Genomic DNA, 22,499 nt, shown 5'->3' with positions numbered 1-22,499 from the left:
ATGCACCACAAGAGCTTCAGCCTCGAAATCAAGGCGACAGACGCGCAAGGCGTGATCGAGGGTTATGGCAGCACCTTCGACGACGAACCGGACAGCTACGGCGACGTGATCGTCCGCGGTGCATTTGCCGATTCCATCGTGGCACACCGGAAGGCCGGAACAATGCCGCTGATGCTGTGGCACCACGAGACGTACAACCCGCCCATCGGAAGCTGGACCGATATGGTCGAGGATGAAAAGGGCCTGTGGCTGAAGGGTGAAATCGACCTCGAGGACGAGCTTGGGCGCCGCGTCCATCGCGGACTGATGAAGAAGCAGATGCGCGGCCTGTCGATCGGATACGAGGTCGTCGAGAGCAAGGACGACCCGAAGCGACGCAACGTCCGGCTGCTGCAGAAGCTGGATCTATGGGAAGTCTCGCCCGTCAATTTCCCCGCCAACCGTCACGCCTCGGTGACGGACGTCAAACAGATTCGCGAAGGCGGCCTGCCTTCGCTTCCGCAATTCGAGAGCTTCCTGCGGGAGGCAGGGTTCTCGAAGAGCGAGGCCACGGCAATCGCCGGCAAGGGTCTCGCGCCTCTGCTCCGGGGTGAGCCCGGCAGTGAACCCGCGGTCGACTTCTGGTCGGCCATGGACGCGCAGCTGCGCGCCTGAACTCACCCCAGATAGGGATCCAGTATCATGAGTGAACAGAAGACTGCGGCGGAGCTCGCCGCTGAAACCAAAGCTGCGTTCGACGCCCGCTTCGACGAGCTGAAGGCAGTTGCCGAAGACGCCATCGGCCGCGCCGAAAAGGGCGAGGGCCTTAGCGAAGGCGCGAAGCTGAAGGCCGACGAGGCCATCACGGCCGCCAATGAAGCGAAGGCTCGCCTGGACGAGCTCGAGCAGAAGATGACCCTGTTCAAGAAGGACGACGCGGGCGAGGGTCGCAAGACCGCAGGCCAGCGCTTCGTCGAAGCGGACGAGGTCAAGGCGTTCCTCGACAATGGCTGGTCGAAGGGCCGCGTCGGCGTCGACATGGACGTGAAGGCGATCATCAGCTCGCTGACCACCGATGCCGATGGCTCGGCCGGCGACCTGATCGATCCGGTCCGGCTGTCGGTGGTGCCGGGCATCGAGCGTCGCCTGACCATCCGCGACCTGCTGATGCAGGGCCGGACGAGCACCAGCTCGATCCAGTATCCGAAGGAAACCGGGTTCACAAACTCGGCGGATACCCACACCGAGACCGGCGGCACTGCCAAGCCGCAGTCGGAGATCAAGTTCGACATCGTGACCACTTCGGTCACCACGATTGCGCACTGGGTGCTGGCCACCCGTCAGATCCTCGACGACGTGCCTGCGCTGCAGAGCTACATCGACGGTCGCCTGCGCTACGGCCTGAAGCTGGTCGAGGAAGACCAGCTGCTGAACGGCGGCGGCACCGGCACCGACCTCAACGGCATCTACACGCAGGCTTCGGCTCCGACGGCCAACCTCGCGATTGTGGACGCGCCGACGAAGATCGATGTCATCCGCGTCGCAATGCTGCAGGCCGCGCTGGCGGAACTCCCCGCAAACGGCGTGGTGCTGAACCCGATCGACTGGTTCGGCATCGAGACCACCAAGGATGCCAACGAGAATTATCTCATCGGCAACCCGCAGGATTCGGCACAGCCGCGCCTTTGGGGCCTTCCGGTTGTCGCCACCCAGGCGATGACCGCAGGCAACTACCTGGTCGGCAGTTTCGGCATGGGCGCACAGATCTTCGACCGCGAAGATGCCCGCGTCGAAATCTCGACCGAGGACGATCAGAACTTCCGGAAGAACCTGGTCACCATCCTTGCCGAAGAGCGCTTGGCGCTCGCGGTCTATCGCCCCGAAGCGTTCGTGAAGGGCGACTTTGCGTCGGTCATCACCGACCTGACGAGCTAATCGACCTGACGATGGGAGCGGGCGGCCTTCGGGCCGCCCCTCTTTTCCCGGGCGCCGCTGCGGCGACGCCCCGGAAAGGAGCACGACCATGAAAGTCAAGGCACTGGACACTATCCGTGTTTCGTCCGCGGGCGGGCGCAAGGAGAAGGGCGAGACCTTCGAGGTCAACGACCACGAGGGCAAGGAGCTCGTCGAGCGCGGCCTCGTGAAGAAGGTCCCCGCCGAGAAGGCCGCACCGAAGCCGAAGGCCAAGGTGGCTAAAAAGCCCGAGAACAAGTCGGCCTGAGGCCGCACGGAGACTGAGGCGTCATGCGGTTCGAGCTTGGTCATGTTCCCATGCCCGATGGGTATGGGGAAGCCATCCTGTCGCTCGATGATTGCAAGGCGCATCTGCGGGTTACGAACGGCAGCGAGGATGCGCTGATCTCGGCGCTGCGGGATGCGGCGATCGAGTTTGTCGAGCGCTGGTGCGGGGTGAAGCTGGGGCCGGTGACCGGACTGACGTGGTCTGCGGAAAGCTTTCCGGCGGATCAGCTCGACCTTGCGGTGAGGCCGGTGACCGATGTGACCGGGATCACCTATCTCGACGGCGACGGGGCCGAGGTCACCGAGGACGTGGCCGATTACCGGTTCACGGCCAGCGGGCTGTTGCGTCCCGGCATCGGGAAGAGCTGGCCGACGGGTGTCGGCGGTGCGGTCGAGGTGACATTCGATGCGGGGTTTGCCTCACCGCCGTCGGCCTTGGTGCAGGCGGTGCGGATGATGCTGGCGCATCTGTTCATGAACCGCGAAGCGGTGGTCTCCACCGGCATGGCGGGCGAGGCTCCGCTGGGTGTCACCTCGCTGTGCTCGTCTTTCCGGCAGGTGTCGATCTGATGCGCATCGGACGGCGCGACCAGCTGGTGAAGCTGGAGCGGGCGACCGTGACGCAGGATGCCTACAACGAAGACGTCGAGAGCTGGGGCACGATCGGGCAGGAGTGGGCCGCGGTCTTTTACGGACAAGGCAGCGAGCGGCGGCAGGCAGCGATGGAGCAGGGCCAGCAGGCCGCGACCTTCAACATGCTGTCGAACCCCGTGACACAGGGGCTGCGGCTGACAGACAGAATCGCGCACGCTGGCGCGGCATGGGACATCGAAGGAATTGCCGTCGATACGCCGTGCCGCGGCGAGATCGAGGTGACGGCGGTCAGGAGAACGTGATGAAGAAAGTTACCGTGAAGGCCATCCGCGAGCACAACAACGCCCACGGGAAGACGTGGAAAAAGAAGAAGGGCGACACCTACGAGGTGACCGAGCGCGAGGCGAAGAATCTCGCCCAGGCCAAGCTCGTCGAGGTCACGAACGGATCGAGCTCCAAATAGCTCTATGAAACCGACAGTCGAGCTTCAGGGCTTCGGCGGCGTCGAGGAGGCGCTGGTCGAACTGGAGCAGCTGAGCGGCAGGACGACGCTGGGTAAAAACGCGGTGATGCGCGGATTGCGGAAGTCGATGAAGCGCATCGAGGACGCGGCCAAGGCGAAGGTTCCCGTCGACGAAGGCGACTTGCGGGACAGCATCACGACGAAGAAGGCGCGGGCGCGGAGGATACCGGGTTCGCGCAAGTTCGAGCGGCAGACGGGCATCGACATGCTGACCGGCCCCACCGGGCGGCAGCAGGGCGGTGTCGGCGCGTTCCAGGAGTTCGGCACGGTCAACATGCCGGCCAACCCGTTCATGCGCCCCGCTGCGGACAGCGAGGGGCAGGCGGTGGTCGACGAGGTGATCGACGTCATCCGCGACGAAGTGGCGAAGACAGCGGCGCGGGCGCGCAAGAAGGCGGCGAAGGGAAAGTAGCGTGGCCGACATGCAGACCGCGCTGGCGAAGCGTCTCGAAAGCGACACGACGCTGGCTGCAGCGCTCGTCAGCGGCGGGAAGGCGCGGATCCACTGGACGAAGGTTCCGCAGGATTCGGGGCTGCCTTACATCAGGATGCAGACGATCAGCGATCCGCGGCCCGAGCACCTGGGCGGTTACCAGGGCGCACGGCAGACGCGGGTGCAGGTGGACGTCTTCTCTTCGAGCTACGGGCAGGCGCGGGCGCTGGCCGAGGCGGTGATCGCCGCGGTGGCCGAGTCCGACGAGGTCGGTGGCATCGCCTTCGGCCGCACCAAGGCAGAGGGGCCGCGCGACCTCGGCGAAGACGTCAGCGGCGTGGGATTCGTTCATCGGTTGAGCCTCGACCTGCTCACCGAACACAGATTGGCATAGGTCGAACAGGAGCACATCGATGGCTGAAGATACCGAAGCCTCGACCGGCTATGCCGGCGAGGTCTGGCTGAGCAGCGACGACACGGTCGCAAACCTCTACGAGCTGGTGGAGGTGGTCAGCTTCTCGCTGCCGAGCGACACGTCGGAGCGGGTGGAGACCACGCATCTCAAGTCGCCGAACCGCCGCCGTCAGTATACCAGCGGCATGATCGACGGTGGCGAGATCGAGGTGACGCTCAACTTCCGCCCGGGCACCGATACCGACCTGGCGATCGAGGATGCACTGTCGGGCGGCGACGCGCGCGCCGTGCGGTTCAACATCCCCGAGACCGGCGTGCTGGCCTGGACCTACGACACGCTGGTGGTCGTCACCGGCTACGACAAGGGCGAGGTGACCGCCGACGGCAAGATGGAAGCCACGGTGACCATGGCCGTTAGCGGTGCCGTGACCGGCGCAGCCTACACGCCGCCTGTCTGATGGCCCGTAATCCGCTGAAGGGTGAAGTCGCGCTGGTCCTAAGCGACGGGCGCGAGTTCACCCTCGCCCTCGACATGGAAGCGATGCTCACGGTCGAGGAGGCGACAGGCAAGCCGCTGGCCAAAGTCATGGCCATGGCGGGAGAAGGGTTCCTGTCGGCCAGCGCTGCCATCGCGCTGGCCGCCTTCCAGCGCCACCATCCCGAGATCACCCGCGCCGATGTGCTGGAGATGATCCGGACCGATCCCGAAGCGGTTAGCGCGGCGCTGGAGCAGGCCTCCGCCGCCGCGTTCCCGGAGGACAAGCCGGGAAACGCAAAAGCGCCCAAGGCCGCCCGCCCTCGTGGGAAGAGCTCTGGGCGCAGTGGTGCGAAGCGGGGCTAGATCCCGACGACTTCTGGCGGGCGACGCCGCGCATGTTCGCGGTGATCGTCGGGGCGCGCATGAAGGCCAGCGTCGAGCTGGCGACAATGATCGGGTGGAGCGCCGAGCGCTTCGCCCGGGAGAAGCGGCTCAAGTCGCTCGATGACTATCTGAAACCGGCAAAGCCGAAGACGCCCGAAAGCGGCGCGCTGGACGTGCGCCGCATGTTCGACCGCATGATCAAGAGGCAGGGAGACCAGAATGGCACTCGGTGACGTGATCGCCCGCCTCGCGGTCAATCTCTCGCTGGAAACAGCGGCCTTCGAGAAGGGCGCGGATCTGGCTGCCAAGCAGTTCGAGCAGACCCGCCGCAGCTTCGAGAAGACCGGCAAGCGCATCCAGTCGATCGGCATCAAGATGTCGGCAGCGATCACCGCCCCGCTCGCCGGGATCGGCGTGGCGCTGGCCAAGACGACCAAGGACCTGGTCGAATCGAGCCGCGAGATGAAGGTGGCTGCGCAGGTCGCGGGCGAGGGCTTCGAAGATTTCCAGCGGCTCGCCTACGGCGCGAAGACGGTCGGCATCGAGGCCGACAAGCTCGGCGACATCTTCAAGGACGTGCAAGACAAGGTCGGCGACTTCCGCGCCACTGGCGGCGGCGGCATGGCCGACTTCTTCGAAAACATCGCCCCCAAGGTGGGCGTGACCGCCGAGGCCTTCAAAGGACTGGGCGGCAAGGACGCGCTGCAGCTGTATTACGACAGCCTCGTCAAGGCGAACGTCAGTTCGGACGAGATGCGGTTCTACATGGAGGCCATCGCCTCCGATGCGACCAACCTGATCCCCCTGCTTGAAAACGGCGGCAAGGCCTTCGACGAGTTCGGCCAGAGCGCCGCAGTCGTGTCCGAAGGCGATGCGGCGCAGCTCGAGGAATATGCCGCTGCCGGCCGCAAGCTCGAGAACGCCTGGCAGAAGCTGGCGATCGCGGTCGTCAGCTCGGGCCTGCTCGAAGCGATCACCAATATCGTCACCAAGCTGGCCGAGTGGGCGAACTGGATTTCGGAGGTCAATCCCGAGATCCTGAACTGGGCCGTCGGCATCGGTGCGGTGCTGGCGGCGCTCGGCCCGCTGGTCACGGCAGTGGGCGCGGCGATCTCGGTCGGGTCCGGCTTCCTCACCTTCCTCAGCATGCTCGCCCCGGCCATCGGCCTGGTGAGCAAGGCGCTGCTGCTGCTGCTCGCCAATCCCATCATCCTCGGCGCGGCGGCAGTGATCGCCGGCATCTACCTGGCGTGGAAGAACTGGGACAAGATCGGCCCCATCGTCCAGCAGCTCTACCAGAGCGTGAAGACGTGGCTGATGGACAAGCTTGGCGCGGTGCTCAACTGGGTCACCGACAAGGTGAAGAAGGTCGAGCAGGGCTTTGCCTGGCTGTACGACCGCGTGGTCGGCAACAGCTGGGTGCCGGACATGGTGACCGAGATCGGGCAGGAGATGGCCAAGCTCGACGCGCTGATGGTCAAGCCGGTCGAGAAGGCGACCAAGAAGGCGGACGAAGCGTTTCGCACCCTCGCCGGCAATGTGCGCACTATCCTCGATCGCCTGTTCCCCGAGATCGCGCGGCTCAATGCCATGCGCGAAGACCTCGCCACGATCGACGCGGGCGAGAAGGCCGGTCTGATCTCGGGTGGCACTGCGCAGGAGGCGCGCTTCCGGGCGAGTGGTGGCGGACGGGAACAGACGGTCTCGGGCGCGCTACTCAACACCGGCCCGCTGGTCGGCCAGCTGAAGACCGTCAGCGAGGTGCTGGGCGAGACGGCGGACAGGACCAAGGTCCAGACCGTGCGGATCGCCGAGAGCTTCAAGGACATGGCGGAGAAAGCGACCAACGCCATCCGCGACCTCGTCGGCGCGATCAAGGGCGGCGATTTCTTCGACATCCTCGGCGCGGCGGTGAACGCCTTCGCGCAGCTGGCGGGCGCTGGCGTGTTCGGCGGCGGGCTGCAGGCCAAGGCCAACAGCGTCCCGGCTTACGCCGGCGGCACGAACTTTCACCCCGGCGGGCTCGCCATGGTGGGCGAGCGCGGGCCGGAGCTGGTCAGCATGCCGCGCGGGTCCAAGGTCTTTTCCAACCGCGACAGCATGGCGATGGGCGGCGGCAAGCTGCAGGTCGAGGTGGTGGCGAACAACGGCGGCTTCGGCGCCATGGTGCGGAACGAGGCTGGCGTGGTCGTGGCCTCGGCCGCCCCGTCGATGATCGAGGCGAGCAGCGCATCGGCGCTCGGCAAGCTCGGCAAGATCCGCGACCGCAGCCTGGTGCCGTTCTAGATGATCGATCTCCCCACCAGCCCCGCACCGCGCGCCATTGCGTGGGTGCCGGTCGATTTCGGCGGCATGCAGAAGAGCGCGCTCGGTGGCAGCACGCAGCGGATCAACCGGCTCGGCAATCGCTGGGCGCTGGGCGTGACCATGCCGGTGCTCGAGGCGGACGAGGCGGAACGATGGGCGGCGGACCTGACGAGGGGCCTGCGCGAAGGCGTGCGGCTGACGCTGGTGCAGCCGGACATGCCGACGGGTTCGCCCGGCACGGTGCTGGTGAACGGGGCCGCGCAGTCGGGCACCTCGCTGATCTGCGACGGTTTCAATCCCGGCTATGTCCTGCGCAAGGGGCAGTTCTTCTCGCTGCTGAGCGGCGGCCGGCGGTACGTCCACAAGATCGCCACGGCGCAGCGCGTGGGAGCGAGCGGCGAAGCGACGCTCGATATCGAGCCGCCGCTGCGCGTCGAGCCCGCGGACGATGACACGGTCGAGCTGGGCCTTCCCCAGATCGAAGGCCTGCTGTCGGCGCCGCAGGGCTGGAATTACGAACCGGACCGCCTCGCGCGCGGGTTCGACTTCACGATCGAGGAGGCGCGCTGATGGCCGTCACCGACCTCGCGATCACGCTGGCCTTCGTGCTGAAGTTCGAAGCGCCGGGTGGCGACGTGAACCTGTGCGACGGGGGTTTCCTCGATTTCGACGCGGGCGACGGCGTGGAGCGGTACGAGGCCGAGCACCCGGTGTTCGGCAGCATCGTCTCGGTCGGCGAGGCGGAGGCCGGGTTCGGCGACATGGCCGAGGGCGGCGAAGTGGTGTTCGCCTCGAACCCCGCTGCCGACCTTGCGGACTGGTGGCGCAGCGACCTGTTCGATTCGCGGCTGCGGATCTGGATGGTCGAGGTGGCTGCAGACATGAAGACCGCCACGAATGCGCGGCTGCTGATCGACCGGCTCGTCGACACGGCGGAGCGGCAGCAGGCGGAAGGCGGGGAAGACCTGCTGGCGCTGGAACTGATCGGCCGCGCTGAAAAGCTGTTCCTGACGAACGAGGGCAATGTGTGCTCGTCACGCTTCCACCAGACCGTGTGGCCGGGGGAGCGCGGGTTCGACAATTGCACCGACCTCGTCGGCTATCTCGCCTGGGGCACGGCCACGCCGTCACGCGGCGGCGGGTCCGGCGGGGGAAGCTACGGCGGAAGCGGCGGTCTTCCGGGCCTTTCGCGCGTGGTGCTGCAATGACGCTGGCCGAACGCGCCGCACGCACGCAAACGGTGATCGACCGGTTTCGCGGCAAGCCGTTCCGCTGGGAGGGTGCCAACTGCATCCGCCTGGCGCGGGCACAGGCGGTGGCGCTGGGGCATGATTTGCCTCCGGTGCCGCAGTTCCGCAGTGCGCTGGGCGCGAAGAAGGCGCTGGACAAGCGCGGCTTCGCCAGCGTCTCGGCGATGCTCGACCATTACTTCGAGCAGCTGCCCGCCCCGGCCTTCGCCATCGTGGGCGATTTGGTCTCGCTGCCGGTGGATCCGGAGCATGCCGGCGCGGGGATGGATGCCATCGCCATCGCGGACGGGCTCGGCAATTTGCTGTGCTGGCACGCGGCGACGAACTTCGAGAAGCTCGAGGTGGTGAAGTTCGCCATGCCCGATGCCGTAAAGGCGTGGCGGCTCTGATGTCGGGCGTGCTGCGGGCAGTCGGGCAGGTGGCCGGGGTGGTCGCCACGGTGGCGGCGTTCATTCCGGGCGGTCAGCCGATCGCGGCCATCGCGGCTGCGGTGGCGACGGTCTCCAGCCTCGGCGCAGCGGCTTTGCAGAAGCCTCCGCGCAATGTCGGGCAGGTGAACGAGCGGGTGATCGGCGCGAACAATCCGCTGCCCTACCTGATCGGGCGAAGTTATTCCGGCGGGGTGCAGGTCCACGACGTGGGCTGGGGCGGCACGGTCAACAAGGTCGAGAACCCGTACCGCTTCATCGCCACGGTGCATTCGTGCTGCGGGCCGATCGACGGGCTGGAATCGGTCCAGTTCGATTACGGCACGATCCCCTTCAGCGGGGACGCCGCGACCGGATACTATGCGAACTACGTCTGGCGCGATTTCCAGCTGGGGGCGCGGCCGGAGACGGACGAGCTGCAGCCGCACTGGTCGGGCACGCCGGACTGGGGCAGCGCCTACAAGCTCAGCGGGATGGCAGCACTGGGTGTCTCGCTGCAATGGTCGAAGAAGGGCAAGCGGTTTGCCGGCGGGCAGATCCCCGCAATCGGCGCGATCTGGCGCGGCGTGAAGGTGTACGATCCCCGGCTCGACAGCACCTTCCCCGGCGGCAGCGGCACCTGCCGTGTCGATGACGAGACGACATGGGTCTATTCGCGCGACCCGGCGCTGCACGCCGGAACCTACGGCTATGGCCGCTACGTCAACGGGATAAAGGTCTTCGGCGTCGACCTGGGCGAGGAAGCAGTGGACTTCGCCAGCGTCGCCGCATGGGCGAACGTCAACGATGCGAACGGGTGGACCGCCAACGGTACGATCTACGAACCCGGCGACAAGTGGAACAACCTCAAGCTGATCGCCGAGGCGGGCGGCGGCGAGCCCGTTCTGGCGAACGGCGTGCTGCGCTTCGATTTCGAGGCCCCGCGCACCAGCCTCGCCACCATCGGCCGCGACGACCTGGCCGACGGGCCGGTTACCGCCAAGCTCGGCCGGGGCTGGAAGAACCGCCACAACACGCTGGTGCCGAAGTACCGCAGCGAGGCGCACCAGTGGGGCTATGAGCAGGCCGCGGCCGCGCAGGTCGCCGCATGGGTGACCGAGGACGGCGAGGAGAAGATCGACCAGTACCAGTGGGACCTCGTCACCGATGTCGACCAGGTGACCGAGCTGGCGCTGTACAAGCTCTACCGCCGCCGGCAGGACGGGCCTATCCGGCTGACCTGCAAGCCGCACATGATGCTTTATGGCCCCGGCGACTGCCTGACGCTGGATGCCGAGCTGGGCGTGCATCCGGAGAACCACGACGGCACCGACACCAAGGTGGTCATCCGCCGCCGCTCGATCGATCCGGTGGCGGGCACGGTCACCTTCGAGTTCGAGCGCGAGGACGATGCCAAGCACGCCGCCGCGCTGGGGGCAACAGGCACGGCTCCGCCGGTGCGAACGGTGCCGACGCCTGAAGATATCGACGGCGTCGTGGGCGGGAACATCCTGCCCGACGGTTACGAGCGGACGCTGATCGCGACCAGCAGCCAGAGCCTGTTCACGCTGACCGCGACCGATGCCGACATCACGATCGGCAATCACAACCGGATTTACGCCGATGGCACTGTGGCGGTGACGGGGGCGACGATCACGACCGAGGACGACGGCACAACCGCCATCGCTTCGGAGACACGGTACTGGCTCTATTACGACGACAGCGACCGGTCGGGCGGCGCGGTTTCGTGGCAGGCGACGACCAGCTTCGACACGGCGCAGAATTCGGACATCAACCCGGATCGCCACTTCGGCGGCTACATCACCACCGACGTTTCCGGCGGCAGCGGCACCAGCGGCGGCGGCTCGCTGCCTCCCGGCACCGGCGGCGGCGACCCTTACGCTTAGGAGCAAGCATGACGTCTCAATTCCCCGACTGGCTGCGGCAATGTGCTGCGGCCGGACAAGGTGGCCTTACCTTGCCGCCAATCGACCGCGCGCTCAGCTATCCGCTGACGGTGAAGATACCGCTGGATGCGAGCGCGGACAGCTTCAGCGCTTCGCTGCGCCTGTCGCCCGATGCCGACGGCGCGACACTGGCGGATTTCGCGGTCAGCGTGGGCGCATGGGACGGCACCTACACGCCGGTCACCTTCACGCTGACCAAGGCGCAGGTCGCGGCCCTGCCGGCGGACGCCGATGGCGACGGACTGGCGGAGCTGGTGTTCGACATCCTGCGCACGCCCAGCGGCAGCTACGAGCGGCGTTACCTCGCCGGAAACGTCTTCATCAGCGGAAAGGTGACCGAGGGTGCCTGAGATCACGATACGACATGACGAGCGCGAACTGGTCGTGGGTCTCGGCGCAGATGCCGAAGAGGCCGCGCGCCAGGCGGCAATCGCCACGGCCGAGGCAGCCGCCATCGCGGCCAGCGCGGCACAGATCGAAAGCAACAAGCAGGCGTCCTCTGTCTTCGTCGCGGGGCCTGCGGCGATCGACACGCAGGTCGGCTTCTACATCGGCCGCGCCACCGGCAACATCGTCGCCAATGCGAACTACACCGCGCGGAAATACACCGCTGCGGCGGGTGAGGTCTGGCGCGTGTCCTCGACCATCGGGTCGGATATTTTCGCCGGTGCAGTGGTGGTCTACTTCGACGCGGGCGACGCCCTGCTCGGCTTCGATACCGCCGCGCCCGGCTCGGGCTACACCTACCTGAAACAGCACGAGTTCACCCCGCCCGCCAACACCGCCTATTTCTGGATCACCTGCTCCAACACCAACGGGCTCGCCCCGACGGTCGAGAAGCTGGCGCTCAAGGCCGACAGTGCGAAGGAGGCCGAGCGGGCGGCAGAGGCGGCGGACGATCTCGCCCACTACGCCGAGCAGGACTTGTCCGCGCTGTGGCAGGACGGCTTCTACACGCATGGCAACACCGGCGTGGTGACCGCCTCGGCCTCCTTCACGACGGCGCGCCTGCCGATCGAGGGCGGCGACCTGATGCGCTTCTCGGGCACGATCAGGGGAGGCACGTCGGTTGCGGCGCTGGTCTTCTTCACGCCGCGCGGAACGTATCTCTCGAAGCTCTACACGGCCACGTCCTCGACTGTAGATGACGTTTATGTCGACCAGACCTTCACCGCGCCCGCCGATGCCCGCGCGGTGGCGTTGACCGTCCTGCTGGCGAACAAGGACACGGCCCGCCTCGAAGTCCTCGGGACGGCGGATGGCGACGGCATCGCGCTGTTCGACGATGTGCGCGACCTCAAGGCGACAGTCTATCCGATCAGCGGCCAACTGGTCGGGCAGACGGCGCTCATTACCGGCACGTCGATCCCGTGGGGCGACGGTGGCGGCGCAAACTCCTATCCTTTCAAGATTGCCGCGCTCACCGGCATGGCAATCACGAACAAGGCGATTGCGTCCAGCTGCGCCCGCATCGGCGTGAAGGCCAACATCACGGGTGGCGATCCCTTCGGCGAATTCGGGATGGCGTGGAACAACTGGCACAAGTGCCTGATGCGCACGACGGCCGAGATCCAGTCGCGCATCGACAACTACGCGACCTATCAGCCGAACATTCCCGGCTCGCCCGCGACACTCACCGCGCAGACGCAAGCCGAGATGCTGTCCTACGGCTACGAGAACCGCATCGTGCCGAGCCTCGGCAAGGACATCTACCTGATCGAGCACGCGCACAATGATGCCTTCGTGGGTGTCGGCGGGTACGAGGGCACCGACCTGGTCGACGAGTTCAACGCCGATCCGGATAGTCGCGACCGCACCACCTGGCACGGTGCGATCAACACGCTGATCGACATCATCCGCGCTGCTGAGCCGAAGGCGCGCATCGTCTTCGTCGGCCACTACGAGGACGCCCGCAAGGCGCAGGTCTCGCAGGCGCAGGCGTTGCTCGCCGACTACCACTCACTGCCGCTGGTCGAGCTGTGGCGCTACACCGGATGGACGCAGGAAGTGATCACCGGCGCGGGGCCGAACGCGGGCGACACGATCACGGAATTGTGGATGCCTGACGACTTGCACCCCCACAGCGATACGACCGGCGAGGCGAACGATTTCCTCGCCTCGCTCATCGCGCGCGAACTGGCGAGGATGGCATGAAGGCTCTGAACATTGGCCTAGTGGCGTTCCCGCTACTCTTTTTCCTGCTGTTCGTGGGTATCGTTGGTGGCGCGATAGTCGAGACTCGTCGCTGGGTGCGGGGGCTGTTCGTATGATCGCCCTCGCCGCCCTCGTCATCGTGACGCTGGTCCTGCCCGCGCTCGGCATCGGGCCGTGGGTGCGGCGCGGCGGGCGGGTTGCGAACAACAATCCGTTCTGGGTTCGCCTGCCCGAAGACGAGGTGACCGAGCAGCAGCGCCAATCGCCCGCCGGTCGCAGCGCGCAGGAGCGCATCGACTGGTCGCACCGCTGGCTTGGCGCGATCCTGTTCGGCGCCGTCTGCTGGCTTGCCGGCCTGCGCGAGATTGCCGAGATTGGTGAGGCGCTGACCTTCATGGCGGCGCTGGTCGGTTGCCTGTGGACGCGCATTCTCTCCGCGCATTTCGATGCGGTCGGCCACGGGGCTGAGATACTGGTCGCAGAGCGCGAGGGGCTGCCCGACTACCGCGACAAGGAGCTACGTCGCATGACGCGATATAGCCCGCCGTTTCGCGGGTGGAGCGTCGAGAAGACCGACGCCTTTGTGCGCCGCCGTGAATGGCTCTCCCGCCTGTTTCTCCGGTTGTGGGGGCGGGTGTGACGTGGGCCAAGTTCGCTCTGCTTATCCCGGGCTGGTTCATGCTTTCCTCTGCGACGAGCGGACCCGCACTGGACGTGAACGAGGCTGGCCGGGTGATGGCCGAGCTCGACGACTGGCGGGCGCTGATGTTCGTCATGCTGTTCCTGATCGTGCTGCTGGTGGGCGCGCTGATGTGGGCCTTCGGGAAGCTCGCGAAGGTGGTCGAGGTGATGGTGACGCTGCGCGAGACGATCGCAACGCTCAACAGCCTCGCGCAATCCGGCGCGACGGACGCACGGGAGAATTCGAACGCAATCAGGGGGCTGGTGGCGACGGTGGCCAGGATCGAAGCCGACATAGCGAGGCTGGAATGAACCTGCGCGATCTCACCGCGGCCTTCAAGGCCAAGTACCGCCCCGTCTTCCGCAACGGCATCGACACCGAGGTGCGCAGGTTTGCAGACCTCGCAGCGAAGACGAAGGCCGAGGCGCTGGAAATCACGGGGACGGGTCGCGCCATCTCCGCCTTGACGAAAGGCAAAGGCGAATGATCCTGCTCGCGTTCGGGTGGCTTCTGATCGGCTGCGCTTTCATCTTCGCCGGGTGGCTGGCGCAGGCGTTCGAGCAGGGCGGCGAGCGATCCCTGTTCAACGCCGGCTTCGTGATGGCGGTGTGCATGGACCTGCATTCGCTCGGCTTCATGCTGACCTTCGGGGGCAGGATCCAGCAGATGCTGTTCGACGGCGCGACCTTCGCCACGGTGAGCCCGGTCTACTGGTTCGGCACGGGCCTGATCTTCCTCGCCAAGACGGGCTTCGTCTGGCTCGCGGCCCTCGGCGAAGGGCGCGATTGGTCGAAGCTGTTCGTCTTTTCGTACTTCTTCTGCCTGCTCGCATGGGCGGCCTTCGTGATGTGGTGGTATGTATGAATCGCAAGGCAATATTCGATCATGTTCGGCGCCTGCTCGGGCGTGGGTTCACTCCGGCAGAGGTCGAGGCGTTCGACGACGTGCTCGACAGCGCGCGCGTCCCGGTTGCACCGAGCGCGCCGGAATCGCCCTTCACACCGATGCGCACCGGCATGGCCGGCGTGCAGCTGATCAAGCGGTTCGAAGGCTGTGCCCGCCTGCGTCCCGACGGTATGGTGGAGGCCTACCCCGATCCCGGCACGGGCGGCGCGCCCTGGACGATCGGGTGGGGCGCGACCGGTCCGGACATCGGCCCGGGCACGATCTGGACGCAGGCCCGCTGCGACGAGCGGCTCGAGGAAGACATCGCCCGCCATGCCGAGGACGTGCGCAAGGCGCTCGGCTCCTCGCTCGCGGGAACCAGCCAGGCGCAATTCGATGCGCTGGTCAGCTTCCATTACAACACCGGCGCGATCGCGCGGGCGACGCTGACGAAGAAGCACAAGGCCGGTGACTTCGTCGGGGCGGCCGAGGAATTCGCCCGCTGGAACCGCGCGGGCGGGCGCGTGCTGAAAGGCCTCGTCCGTCGCCGCCGCGAAGAGGCCGAGCTGTACCGGAGCGGATCGTGATCGAGGGGCTGCGCGAGGGCATTCGCCCGCTCACAGTGGCGGCGCTGGTCATCGGCCTGCTGCTGGGTGCGGTGATCTCGGGCACGCTCGAGGTGTTCCATCCCGGTGCGGGCGTTTCCTTCACCAAGGGGCTGGCCGGCTTCTTCCGCGCGATCCCCGGCGATTACTACAACCTCGCGACCCTCGCGCTGCTCGGATACACGGCGGGCCGCACCGTCGAGAAGGCGATCGGCATCCACTCAACGGCCAAGCACAACCCGCCCGCGCGGCCTGTGGACGACCCGGGAGACTGACCATGTGCATTCCCGGCGATCCCTCGCGCGCCTTCTGGCGCGGCGTCCGCGCATGGGCGTGGGACAAGTTCGTCGACAACCTGACGCTGATCATCGCCCTGATCGGGGCGATCGCGACGCTCGTCATCATCGGAGGCATGCAATGAAGGAACTGATCGGACAGGCGCTCGGCGCATCGCTGGGGCCGCTGAAGGTAAAGGCGTGGCTGATGATCGCCGCCGTGATCGCGGGTCTGGCCTTCGTCGCCATCCGCATCGCGGACAACGCCTTCGAAGACACGCTCGACACCGCCAAGGACGCCGGGAAGGCAGAAGCGGTGGTCGAGGGGCACGAAACCACGCTGCAGCAGGTAGGAGCGGCAAATGAAGCAGGTAACCAGGTGCGCGATGATCGCGGCAACTCTCGTTATGACGAGTGCGTGCGGAGCGCGACAGACGCCACGGCCGGCAACTGCGAGCGTTACCGCCGCAACTAGCCTGTGCCAGGTCGACCGCGCGCTGCCGGTGGCGGTGGCGCCGACCGAAGGCGCGGACGATCCGGGCAACACCTTCGACAGCGACCCGACGGTGGACGCGGTGCTGGAGCACAACGCCCGCTATCGCGCGGCTTGCCCGTCAGGCGCGGTGGACGGTTCTCGGCCGGACTGAGCGGATCGCGCCTGCCTCGTCGGCGAGGCGGTGCAGCTTCTTGGAATGAACGGGATCCGCGGCCCGCGTGGCGGTGCGGCGGATGGCGGCGGCGATGTCGTCTGCGGTTCTCATGCGAATCGGCCTGCCACGGTGGCGGGCCTGTAGGAAAGTGCGATTGAAGGAAGGACGGACGAATGAGCGTCGATTATGATGTGGCTGTGAAGACAGTCGTGCAGACCGCCAAGCGCGATTACTTCGCCGACGGCACACTGGAAATCCTTGCTGCCAACGATACCGTGCTGGCGATCTTCGGCTTGGTGGCGAATGGCGGTTCGGTGTCGGGCGATACCTGGACACTCGGCCTCGATAGCAGCACGGTGACGGGCGAGGCGGGGGCCGGAGCCGGGACCGATGCGGCAAAGGCGCAGATCAAGACCAGCGGCGGCGATGCGCACATGACCGGCCTGACGGCAGGGCAGGCATCGACCGCTTGGGCCGCGAGCACCGCCTACACCGCCGGCCAGTATGTCAACAATGGCGGTAACCTCTACGTCTGCGCCAGCGGAGGCACCTCGGCCGGTTCGGGCGGCCCGACAGGCACGGGCACCGGCATCACCGATGGAACGGTGAGCTGGGATTACGTGTCGGCCAAGCCGGACCTCGGCCTCGACAACGTCTCGATCGCGTCCGGCCAGAACGTCACGCTCTCGACCACGACGATCAAGCACGCCTAAGACCCGCCGACGATGGCGCGCTCCGTCACGTCCGCGCTCGGCACGGTCGCGAGCACGGGCACCACGACCCGCACTTTCGCCTCTGTCGCCATCGGTGCGGCCGCGGCGGATCGGATCGTCGCGGCGATCATCCCGCACGAACGCGGGGTCTGCAGCGCCGTCACGATCGGCGGGATCACCGCCAACCTGGTCAAGCCTGCCACCAACGGTCCGCTTTCGAGCGCCGTGGTGGCATGGGCAAGCGTGCCGACCGGTACGGTGGCTGACATCGTCGCCACCTTCGACAGCAACCCGACCTTCGTGCAGGTCGAGGCGCACAGGCTGACCGGCATGAATGCCACCGCGCTCGACAGCGCGGCGGCGAACCAGACGAACAACAGCACGATCTCGGTCGCGGTCGATACCGAGAGCGGCGGCCATGTGATCGTCGGCAGCTTCAACCGGTCGAACGCCGGGGCCGCGCCGACATGGACCGGGGTCACCGGCATCAGCGCGCTCGACATGGGCGGGCGCACGGGCTCAACCGCTGCGAACGACAGCCCCTCGACCGCCACCGATGCGACGGTGCAGGCTGTCTATTCGACCACGGCCAGCACTGGCATCGCCGTGGTCAGCTTCGAGCCCGCCGGCGCGGGCGGCGTCACCGGCACGCTGGCGGCGCAGGAGAGCGGGGCGGATGCATTCACCGCTTCGCTCTCCGTCGCCGTGGCGGGCGATCTCGCCGCGCAGGAAAGCGGGGCCGACACGGCATCCGCGAGCGGCGCGGTCACGGTCTCGGGCACGCTGGCGACGCAGGAGACCGGTGCCGACACCTTCACCGCGACCGGCTCTGTCGCATTCCCCGGCATCACCGGCACGCTGGTGGCGCAGGAGGGCGGGGCGGACAGCTTCGCGGGCAGCATCGCGGTCGGCGTGGCAGGCTCGCTCGCCGCGCAGGAAACCGGAGCGGACACCTTCTCGGCCACCGGCACGGTGGGCGCGACGGGCGTGTTCGGCACGCTGGTCGCGCAGGAAAGCGGTGCCGACAGCTTCGCTGGCACGGCCTCGGTCGTGGTTGGCGCGGTGCTGGCGGCGGTCGAGCAGGGCAGCGACAGCGCGAGCCTCGCGGGCACGGTCGCGGTGGCGGGCAGCCTCGCGGCGCAGGAAGGCGGCGGCGACCAGCTGGCGGCGGTGGCCAGTGTGGCCGTCCTCGGCAGCCTGGCGGTGCAGGAGACGGGCGCGGACACGCTGCAGGCCTTCCTCTTCACGCTCGCCCGATCGACCCCGGCGGAGCGTCACATCGATTCATTGGCGCAAGACCGAAGTCTCTCCGGGGTCTTCATATCCCGCGCGATAATTTCCGTCGCACAAGACAGGACTTTACCATGAGCGTTTACAGCTGGCCGCCGAGATACCCGGTCGAGGTTCTCGACTACACCTTCGACTGGTCGAAGCACATCGGCGATGACTCGGTTGTCGCCCTCAAGCCGGTCGAGGTCGACCAAGCGAGCGGACTTGTCATCGAGAGCTATTCACTCAACGGGAACGTGCAGACGGTCCGCATCTCAGGCGGCAACCCTGGAAAGATCGGTCACATCCAGTTGGGCTGCGACACCGCGAACTCGCAAGAGCCGACTGTGGTCATCGACATGATAATTCTGCGAGGTGTCAGCTGATCAGTCCTCGCCGAAGCGGCGCTTGGGCGGGGCGAATTCGCGATCGAGCAGCTGGGCGATCCGCTCCATCGCTTCGATCATCTGCGGATCCTCGAACCGCTCGGCATCCTGCCGCACGAAATCGCCGGGCGTGATGTCCCCGCGATAACCCGCCGCGCGCCGATCGTAATCGGCCATGGCGCGATGCAGCGCTGCCGGATCGGGCAAGCTTCCCTCGACCGCCTCGCGCGCGAAATCCGCCACCCGCTGGGCCGCCTGGGCGAGGTTGAGCAGCGCTCCGTCCATTGACCTTTGTTCCCCCGATGTTCCATCTGGCGGCATGGGCCGCTTCCGACTCGATACCGTTTCCGACTGCGCAAAGCGCGGGTACAACCTGCGCATCGAATGCCGCGGCTGCAACCGCGTGGTGCTGGCGAACGCGGTGCTAATGCAGGTGGAGCTCGGCGCGGTGCGCACGAAGTGGCCGCTCGAACGGGTTCAGGCCTGCATGAAGTGCGCGGAATGCGGCAAGCGCGGCGCGACGATCAGCGCCTGCGAAATCACCTTCTGACCACGTCCGGGCAAGTCCGCGCGACCGCCTTCTGGTTGTCCCACTTCGGCTTGTAGATCGCGTTGCCGGTGGCGAGCTGGTGGCAGGACAGGTCGATCTTCCCGGCGCGCACCAGCGCCAGCGTCCGGCCGTACCGATCGCGCCCGATGCGAATGATCCATAATGGACCTTTCTCCATCGCCGCCCGCAGCGACTGCGTGCTGGCGACCGGATCCCCGGGCGCGCAGACCCTCCCCTTGCGACACGAACCCAGCTTCTCCGGCGCATCGATGCCGAGCAGGCGAATGCGCTCGTCCCCGCAGCGAATCGTGTCCCCGTCGGTGGCGGTGCAGGAGGCCGTGATCGGCTCGGGCTCAGGCAACGGCGCACAGGCCGCGCAAAGGAGAAGGGCGCTCAACATGATGTGCCGACCGTAGCCGGGCCGCGATGCCGGCTCTCGCAATTCCCCATCCATTCCTGAGCGATACCCGCAGTATTCCGCGGTTTCGAGACAATTATGGTAGCGGGTGGTGTGTTGAGGCCCACGGGAAGAGCCTGGTAGTCAGGGATGCGTTCGGGGCGGCCATCCCGGGGGCAGGGGTGGGATGCGCAATTGCGAAGCCCATGCTCGCCCGTTTCGGTGAGGAACCTTTCGCGCGCCAGTCGCTGACGGAGGATTACGAACTCGGCCTGCGCGTGGCCGAGCTGGGCGGCCGCGGGCGGTTCCTGCGCTGCCGCATGCAGGATGGCCGCCTGGTGGCGACGCGCGCGTTTTTCCCTTCGCGGATCGGTGCCGCCGTGCGCCAGAAGACGCGCTGGATGCACGGTATCGCGCTGCAGGGGTGGGACCGGCTCGGCTGGCGCGGCTCGGCTGCGGACATCTGGATGCAGCTGCGCGACCGGCGTGGCCCGCTGGCGGCGATCCTCCTGACGCTGGCCTATACGCTGGTCGTGATGAGTGCGGGCCTCTGGGGCTTCGTGAGCATGGGCCTGGTGCAGCCGCCGCAGTATTCGCCGGTCTTCGAAGTCCTGCTGGCGGTCAACTTCATCGGTCTGATCTGGCGGTTCGCCATGCGCGGCTTGTTCACCGCGCGCGAATTCGGCTGGCGCGAAGGGCTACGTGCGATGCCGCGCCTGTTCGTCTCCAACATCATCGCGATCATGGCCGCCCGACGTGCGCTGCAGGCCTATGTCGGTACGCTCAAGGGCGCGCCGGTGATCTGGGACAAGACCGAACATCGCGATCACCCCGCATTGAGCCCCATGCACGAGCTGGCTGCGTGAGCGGTCCGGCCCTGCAGGAAGCCCGTCGCGGCCAGCCCGTCCTATTCCTCGGCCTGCTGCTGGCCGGCTGGGTGCTGTTGCGGATCGTTTTGTGGGAAAGCCCGTGGCAGGTGGTGGCGAGACCGTTCCAGGTCGCTGAGTTCACCGGCCCCGAAACGCTTGCCCCGGCAGCGGACGGAACTGCCGCGTTTGCCAAGACTGTGCCTTCCGACGCGCGGTCATTGCCCCACGCCGCCGAGCGCTACAGCCCGGCTTACGGCGATCTCAATTCGCCCGCACCTCCGGCGCATATGATGGCCGAGCCGAGTGCCAACGGATCAACGCCGTTTGCCAGCGATCGCAGGGCGCTCGGTCACAGCCTGCTGTGGATGGCGGGCATGGGGGAACTGCCGATGCCGCGTGACGTGGCCGACTGGCTCGACCCTCGGCTCTCCCCAGCTGTCGTTCCTGCCGGGCTGGCAAGGGCCAAGCCCTGGCGGGTCGATGCGTGGTTGCTGCTGCGGCAAGGTTCCGCCGGAAGACTGGCCGGGTCGGGGGTGCAGCCGGCGAGCTATGGCGCAAGTCAGGCCGGAGCGGTGATGACCTACCGGCTCGCACCCAATTCCCGCCATCAGCCGTCCGCCTATTTCCGTGCCAGCAAGGCCTTGGTGGCGGACGGAGAGGCCGAACTGGCGATGGGGCTGCAGGGTCGCCCTGTCGGCGGCCTGCCGATCGCCGTGCATGCCGAGATGCGCACCACACGGAGCGTGACCGGTACGACTGTGCGCCCCGCGGTCTTCGCGACTGCCGGGATCGACCAGGCTTCGCTGCCGCTTGGCCTGCAGGCGGAAGGCTATGGGCAAGGCGGCTATGTCGGTGGCGACTTTGCCACGGGTTTTGCCGATGGGCGCGTTACCGTGACGCGCGACGTCACACGCCGGGACAGCTTCTCCTTCAGCGCTGGCGCCGGTGCCTGGGGCGGGATCCAGCTTGGCGCATCGCGGCTCGATGTCGGACCGACATTGCGTGTCGATCTGACCATCGGAGAGACGCCAGCGCGCCTCTCCGCCGACTACCGCTTCCGCGTCGCGGGCGACGCCGAACCGGCCTCGGGCGCGGCGATCACGCTTTCGACCGGCTTCTGACACGGTTCAGCTTTTATCCGGCGCGGCCCTGCGATAGGGCGCAGTCATGGACGTCTACCTCCCCATCGCGAACCTGTCCGTCAATGGACTCTGGATCGTCGCGCTGGGTGGGCTGACCGGCATTCTTTCCGGCCTGTTCGGGGTCGGCGGCGGCTTCCTGACGACGCCGCTCCTCATCTTCTACGGCGTCCCGCCGACCGTGGCTGCGGCCTCCGCATCGACGCAGGTTACCGGGGCCAGTGTCACCGGCGTGATCGCGCACAGTTCGCGCAAGGGCGTGGACTATCGCATGGGCGGCGTGATGGTCGCGGGCGGGGTGCTCGGCTCCGGCATCGGGGCGCTCCTGTTCAACTTCTTCCGTGCGATCGGCCAGATCGACGTGGTCATCAATGCGCTTTACGTCATCCTCCTCGGCTCGATCGGGCTGTTGATGGCGAAGGAATCGCTCGGCATTTTGCGCGGGGACGCGGCGAAGCAGGCTCCGCGCAGGCGGCACCACCCGCTGGTGGCGAGCCTGCCGATGCGCTGGCGCTTTTATCGCTCGGGCCTCTACATTTCGCCGCTCGCCCCGCTGCTCGTGGGTGTCGTGGTCGGCATCCTGACCATGCTCATGGGCGTGGGCGGCGGCTTCATCCTCGTGCCCGCCATGCTCTACATCCTCGGAATGAGCGCCAACGTCGTTGTCGGCACCAGCCTCTACAACATCCTGTTCGTGACCATGGCGACCACGATGATGCATTCGCTGACGACCAAGGCGGTCGACATCGTGCTGGTGTTCCTGCTGTTGCTCGGCTCGGTCACCGGCGCGCAGATCGGCTCGCAGATCGCGGTGAAGGCGAAGCCGGAAATCCTGCGGCTGGTGCTGGCGGCGATAGTGCTCGTCATCGCCTTTCGCATGTTCCTCGGCCTGTTCTACCAGCCGGACGAGATCTACACGGTGTATCCGCTGTGAGGGCGTTGCTGCTG

At 66.9% G+C, this 22,499-nt stretch carries 36 protein-coding genes; 33 read left to right on the top strand and 3 right to left on the bottom strand.

Annotated elements, in window-relative coordinates; all coding sequences use genetic code 11:
• The 26 genes from K3172_RS12965 to K3172_RS12840 all read left to right on the top strand — a co-directional run bounded on the left by K3172_RS12965 (position 1) and on the right by K3172_RS12840 (position 16,053).
• Positions 1–654: an HK97 family phage prohead protease gene (locus tag K3172_RS12965; RefSeq protein ID WP_221590676.1), complete on the top strand. Its 654-nt coding sequence runs from the start codon at positions 1–3 to the stop codon at positions 652–654.
• Positions 655–681: 27 nt separating this feature from the next.
• The gene (locus K3172_RS12960) at positions 682–1,914 is read left to right on the top strand and encodes a phage major capsid protein (RefSeq protein WP_221590674.1); all 1,233 of its coding nucleotides are present in this window, start codon (positions 682–684) and stop codon (positions 1,912–1,914) included.
• A gap of 88 nt (positions 1,915–2,002) precedes the next feature.
• Positions 2,003–2,200: a hypothetical protein gene (locus tag K3172_RS12955; RefSeq protein ID WP_221590672.1), complete on the top strand. Its 198-nt coding sequence runs from the start codon at positions 2,003–2,005 to the stop codon at positions 2,198–2,200.
• Positions 2,201–2,223: 23 nt separating this feature from the next.
• Positions 2,224–2,790 (top strand): head-tail connector protein, encoded by a 567-nt coding sequence (locus K3172_RS12950; RefSeq protein ID WP_221590670.1) that lies wholly within the window; start codon positions 2,224–2,226, stop codon positions 2,788–2,790.
• The gene (locus tag K3172_RS12945) at positions 2,790–3,116 is read left to right on the top strand and encodes a phage head completion protein (RefSeq protein WP_221590668.1); all 327 of its coding nucleotides are present in this window, start codon (positions 2,790–2,792) and stop codon (positions 3,114–3,116) included. Before K3172_RS12950 ends, K3172_RS12945 begins: the two co-directional genes overlap by 1 nt.
• Entirely contained in the window at positions 3,116–3,277 is a 162-nt protein-coding gene (locus K3172_RS12940) for a hypothetical protein (RefSeq protein WP_221590666.1), read from the top strand. The genes K3172_RS12945 and K3172_RS12940 overlap by 1 nt, the downstream gene beginning before the upstream one ends.
• A gap of 4 nt (positions 3,278–3,281) precedes the next feature.
• On the top strand, positions 3,282–3,749 hold the full coding sequence (locus K3172_RS12935) for an HK97-gp10 family putative phage morphogenesis protein (RefSeq protein WP_221590663.1): 468 nt from the start codon (positions 3,282–3,284) through the stop codon (positions 3,747–3,749).
• A 10-nt stretch (positions 3,750–3,759) separates the two neighbouring features.
• Entirely contained in the window at positions 3,760–4,164 is a 405-nt protein-coding gene (gp17, locus tag K3172_RS12930; protein ID WP_247718238.1) for a tail completion protein gp17, read from the top strand.
• A 19-nt stretch (positions 4,165–4,183) separates the two neighbouring features.
• A complete protein-coding gene (locus tag K3172_RS12925; protein WP_221590660.1) occupies positions 4,184–4,642 on the top strand; it encodes a phage tail tube protein in 459 nt (152 codons plus the stop codon).
• Positions 4,642–5,025: a hypothetical protein gene (locus K3172_RS12920; protein ID WP_221590658.1), complete on the top strand. Its 384-nt coding sequence runs from the start codon at positions 4,642–4,644 to the stop codon at positions 5,023–5,025. Before K3172_RS12925 ends, K3172_RS12920 begins: the two co-directional genes overlap by 1 nt.
• A gap of 32 nt (positions 5,026–5,057) precedes the next feature.
• On the top strand, positions 5,058–5,279 hold the full coding sequence (locus K3172_RS12915) for a hypothetical protein (protein ID WP_221590656.1): 222 nt from the start codon (positions 5,058–5,060) through the stop codon (positions 5,277–5,279).
• On the top strand, positions 5,266–7,332 hold the full coding sequence (locus K3172_RS12910) for a phage tail tape measure protein (protein WP_221590654.1): 2,067 nt from the start codon (positions 5,266–5,268) through the stop codon (positions 7,330–7,332). The genes K3172_RS12915 and K3172_RS12910 overlap by 14 nt, the downstream gene beginning before the upstream one ends.
• Positions 7,333–7,923 carry a hypothetical protein gene (locus K3172_RS12905; RefSeq protein WP_221590652.1) on the top strand — a complete coding sequence of 197 codons (591 nt, stop codon included), beginning with the start codon at positions 7,333–7,335 and terminating at the stop codon, positions 7,921–7,923.
• Positions 7,923–8,561 carry a hypothetical protein gene (locus K3172_RS12900; protein WP_221590650.1) on the top strand — a complete coding sequence of 213 codons (639 nt, stop codon included), beginning with the start codon at positions 7,923–7,925 and terminating at the stop codon, positions 8,559–8,561. Before K3172_RS12905 ends, K3172_RS12900 begins: the two co-directional genes overlap by 1 nt.
• Positions 8,558–8,992, top strand: coding sequence for a DUF6950 family protein (locus K3172_RS12895; protein WP_221590648.1), 435 nt, complete (start codon positions 8,558–8,560; stop codon positions 8,990–8,992). The genes K3172_RS12900 and K3172_RS12895 overlap by 4 nt, the downstream gene beginning before the upstream one ends.
• On the top strand, positions 8,980–10,917 hold the full coding sequence (locus K3172_RS12890) for a phage tail protein (RefSeq protein ID WP_221590646.1): 1,938 nt from the start codon (positions 8,980–8,982) through the stop codon (positions 10,915–10,917). Before K3172_RS12895 ends, K3172_RS12890 begins: the two co-directional genes overlap by 13 nt.
• 8 nt (positions 10,918–10,925) lie before the next feature.
• The gene (locus K3172_RS12885) at positions 10,926–11,327 is read left to right on the top strand and encodes a hypothetical protein (protein ID WP_221590644.1); all 402 of its coding nucleotides are present in this window, start codon (positions 10,926–10,928) and stop codon (positions 11,325–11,327) included.
• The gene (locus tag K3172_RS12880; RefSeq protein WP_221590642.1) at positions 11,320–13,131 is read left to right on the top strand and encodes an SGNH/GDSL hydrolase family protein; all 1,812 of its coding nucleotides are present in this window, start codon (positions 11,320–11,322) and stop codon (positions 13,129–13,131) included. The genes K3172_RS12885 and K3172_RS12880 overlap by 8 nt, the downstream gene beginning before the upstream one ends.
• 112 nt (positions 13,132–13,243) lie before the next feature.
• Complete coding sequence (locus tag K3172_RS12875) at positions 13,244–13,771, top strand: hypothetical protein (RefSeq protein ID WP_221590640.1); 528 nt, start codon at positions 13,244–13,246, stop codon at positions 13,769–13,771.
• A complete protein-coding gene (locus tag K3172_RS12870) occupies positions 13,768–14,124 on the top strand; it encodes a hypothetical protein (RefSeq protein WP_221590638.1) in 357 nt (118 codons plus the stop codon). The genes K3172_RS12875 and K3172_RS12870 overlap by 4 nt, the downstream gene beginning before the upstream one ends.
• Positions 14,121–14,300, top strand: a complete 180-nt coding sequence (locus K3172_RS12865; protein ID WP_221590636.1) for a hypothetical protein — start codon at positions 14,121–14,123, stop codon at positions 14,298–14,300. The genes K3172_RS12870 and K3172_RS12865 overlap by 4 nt, the downstream gene beginning before the upstream one ends.
• Positions 14,297–14,677, top strand: coding sequence for a hypothetical protein (locus K3172_RS12860; RefSeq protein ID WP_221590634.1), 381 nt, complete (start codon positions 14,297–14,299; stop codon positions 14,675–14,677). Before K3172_RS12865 ends, K3172_RS12860 begins: the two co-directional genes overlap by 4 nt.
• Entirely contained in the window at positions 14,674–15,285 is a 612-nt protein-coding gene (locus K3172_RS12855; protein ID WP_221590632.1) for a lysozyme, read from the top strand. Before K3172_RS12860 ends, K3172_RS12855 begins: the two co-directional genes overlap by 4 nt.
• Positions 15,282–15,578, top strand: a complete 297-nt coding sequence (locus tag K3172_RS12850; RefSeq protein WP_221590630.1) for a hypothetical protein — start codon at positions 15,282–15,284, stop codon at positions 15,576–15,578. The genes K3172_RS12855 and K3172_RS12850 overlap by 4 nt, the downstream gene beginning before the upstream one ends.
• A 2-nt stretch (positions 15,579–15,580) precedes the next feature.
• On the top strand, positions 15,581–15,724 hold the full coding sequence (locus K3172_RS12845) for a hypothetical protein (RefSeq protein WP_221590628.1): 144 nt from the start codon (positions 15,581–15,583) through the stop codon (positions 15,722–15,724).
• The gene (locus tag K3172_RS12840) at positions 15,721–16,053 is read left to right on the top strand and encodes a hypothetical protein (RefSeq protein ID WP_221590626.1); all 333 of its coding nucleotides are present in this window, start codon (positions 15,721–15,723) and stop codon (positions 16,051–16,053) included. The genes K3172_RS12845 and K3172_RS12840 overlap by 4 nt, the downstream gene beginning before the upstream one ends.
• A 139-nt stretch (positions 16,054–16,192) precedes the next feature.
• On the opposite strand, the gene K3172_RS12835 is transcribed toward K3172_RS12840, so the two are convergent.
• Positions 16,193–16,339 (bottom strand): hypothetical protein, encoded by a 147-nt coding sequence (locus tag K3172_RS12835; protein ID WP_221590625.1) that lies wholly within the window; start codon positions 16,337–16,339, stop codon positions 16,193–16,195.
• A 62-nt stretch (positions 16,340–16,401) separates the two neighbouring features.
• Here K3172_RS12835 and K3172_RS12830 point away from each other — a divergent pair, with 62 nt between their 5' ends.
• The 3 genes from K3172_RS12830 to K3172_RS12820 are packed head-to-tail and all read left to right on the top strand — an operon-like array spanning position 16,402 to position 18,596.
• Positions 16,402–16,941, top strand: coding sequence for a hypothetical protein (locus K3172_RS12830; protein ID WP_221590622.1), 540 nt, complete (start codon positions 16,402–16,404; stop codon positions 16,939–16,941).
• Positions 16,942–16,953: 12 nt separating this feature from the next.
• Entirely contained in the window at positions 16,954–18,309 is a 1,356-nt protein-coding gene (locus K3172_RS12825; RefSeq protein ID WP_221590620.1) for a hypothetical protein, read from the top strand.
• Positions 18,306–18,596: a phage fiber-tail adaptor protein gene (locus tag K3172_RS12820; protein WP_221590618.1), complete on the top strand. Its 291-nt coding sequence runs from the start codon at positions 18,306–18,308 to the stop codon at positions 18,594–18,596. Before K3172_RS12825 ends, K3172_RS12820 begins: the two co-directional genes overlap by 4 nt.
• Here the strand turns inward: K3172_RS12820 and K3172_RS12815 are convergent, their stop codons facing one another.
• The gene (locus tag K3172_RS12815) at positions 18,597–18,881 is read right to left on the bottom strand and encodes a hypothetical protein (RefSeq protein WP_221590616.1); all 285 of its coding nucleotides are present in this window, start codon (positions 18,879–18,881) and stop codon (positions 18,597–18,599) included. It abuts the gene before it with no gap.
• 34 nt (positions 18,882–18,915) lie between these two features.
• Here K3172_RS12815 and K3172_RS12810 point away from each other — a divergent pair, with 34 nt between their 5' ends.
• The gene (locus K3172_RS12810) at positions 18,916–19,146 is read left to right on the top strand and encodes a hypothetical protein (RefSeq protein ID WP_221590614.1); all 231 of its coding nucleotides are present in this window, start codon (positions 18,916–18,918) and stop codon (positions 19,144–19,146) included.
• On the opposite strand, the gene K3172_RS12805 is transcribed toward K3172_RS12810, so the two are convergent.
• Positions 19,136–19,507, bottom strand: a complete 372-nt coding sequence (locus tag K3172_RS12805; RefSeq protein WP_247718166.1) for a thermonuclease family protein — start codon at positions 19,505–19,507, stop codon at positions 19,136–19,138. The two genes, K3172_RS12810 and K3172_RS12805, sit on opposite strands and share 11 nt — an antisense overlap.
• Positions 19,508–19,572: 65 nt before the next feature.
• Between K3172_RS12805 and K3172_RS12800 the strand changes: the two genes are divergently transcribed.
• Genes K3172_RS12800 through K3172_RS12790 form a run of 3 tightly spaced genes read left to right on the top strand, consistent with a single transcriptional unit; the run spans position 19,573 to position 22,485 of the window.
• Entirely contained in the window at positions 19,573–20,409 is an 837-nt protein-coding gene (locus tag K3172_RS12800) for a glycosyltransferase family 2 protein (RefSeq protein ID WP_221590609.1), read from the top strand.
• Entirely contained in the window at positions 20,406–21,533 is a 1,128-nt protein-coding gene (locus K3172_RS12795) for a hypothetical protein (protein ID WP_221590607.1), read from the top strand. The genes K3172_RS12800 and K3172_RS12795 overlap by 4 nt, the downstream gene beginning before the upstream one ends.
• Before the next feature lie 46 nt (positions 21,534–21,579).
• Positions 21,580–22,485, top strand: a complete 906-nt coding sequence (locus K3172_RS12790; RefSeq protein WP_221590606.1) for a sulfite exporter TauE/SafE family protein — start codon at positions 21,580–21,582, stop codon at positions 22,483–22,485.
• Positions 22,486–22,499: the final 14 nt, after the last annotated feature.

Origin of the sequence: Qipengyuania proteolytica, from assembly GCF_019711565.1 — a bacterium.
Taxonomy (GTDB): Bacteria; Pseudomonadota; Alphaproteobacteria; order Sphingomonadales; family Sphingomonadaceae; genus Qipengyuania; species Qipengyuania proteolytica.
The sequence above is the reverse complement of the archived record's forward strand: the minus strand, read 5'-3'. Positions and strand labels throughout refer to the sequence as shown.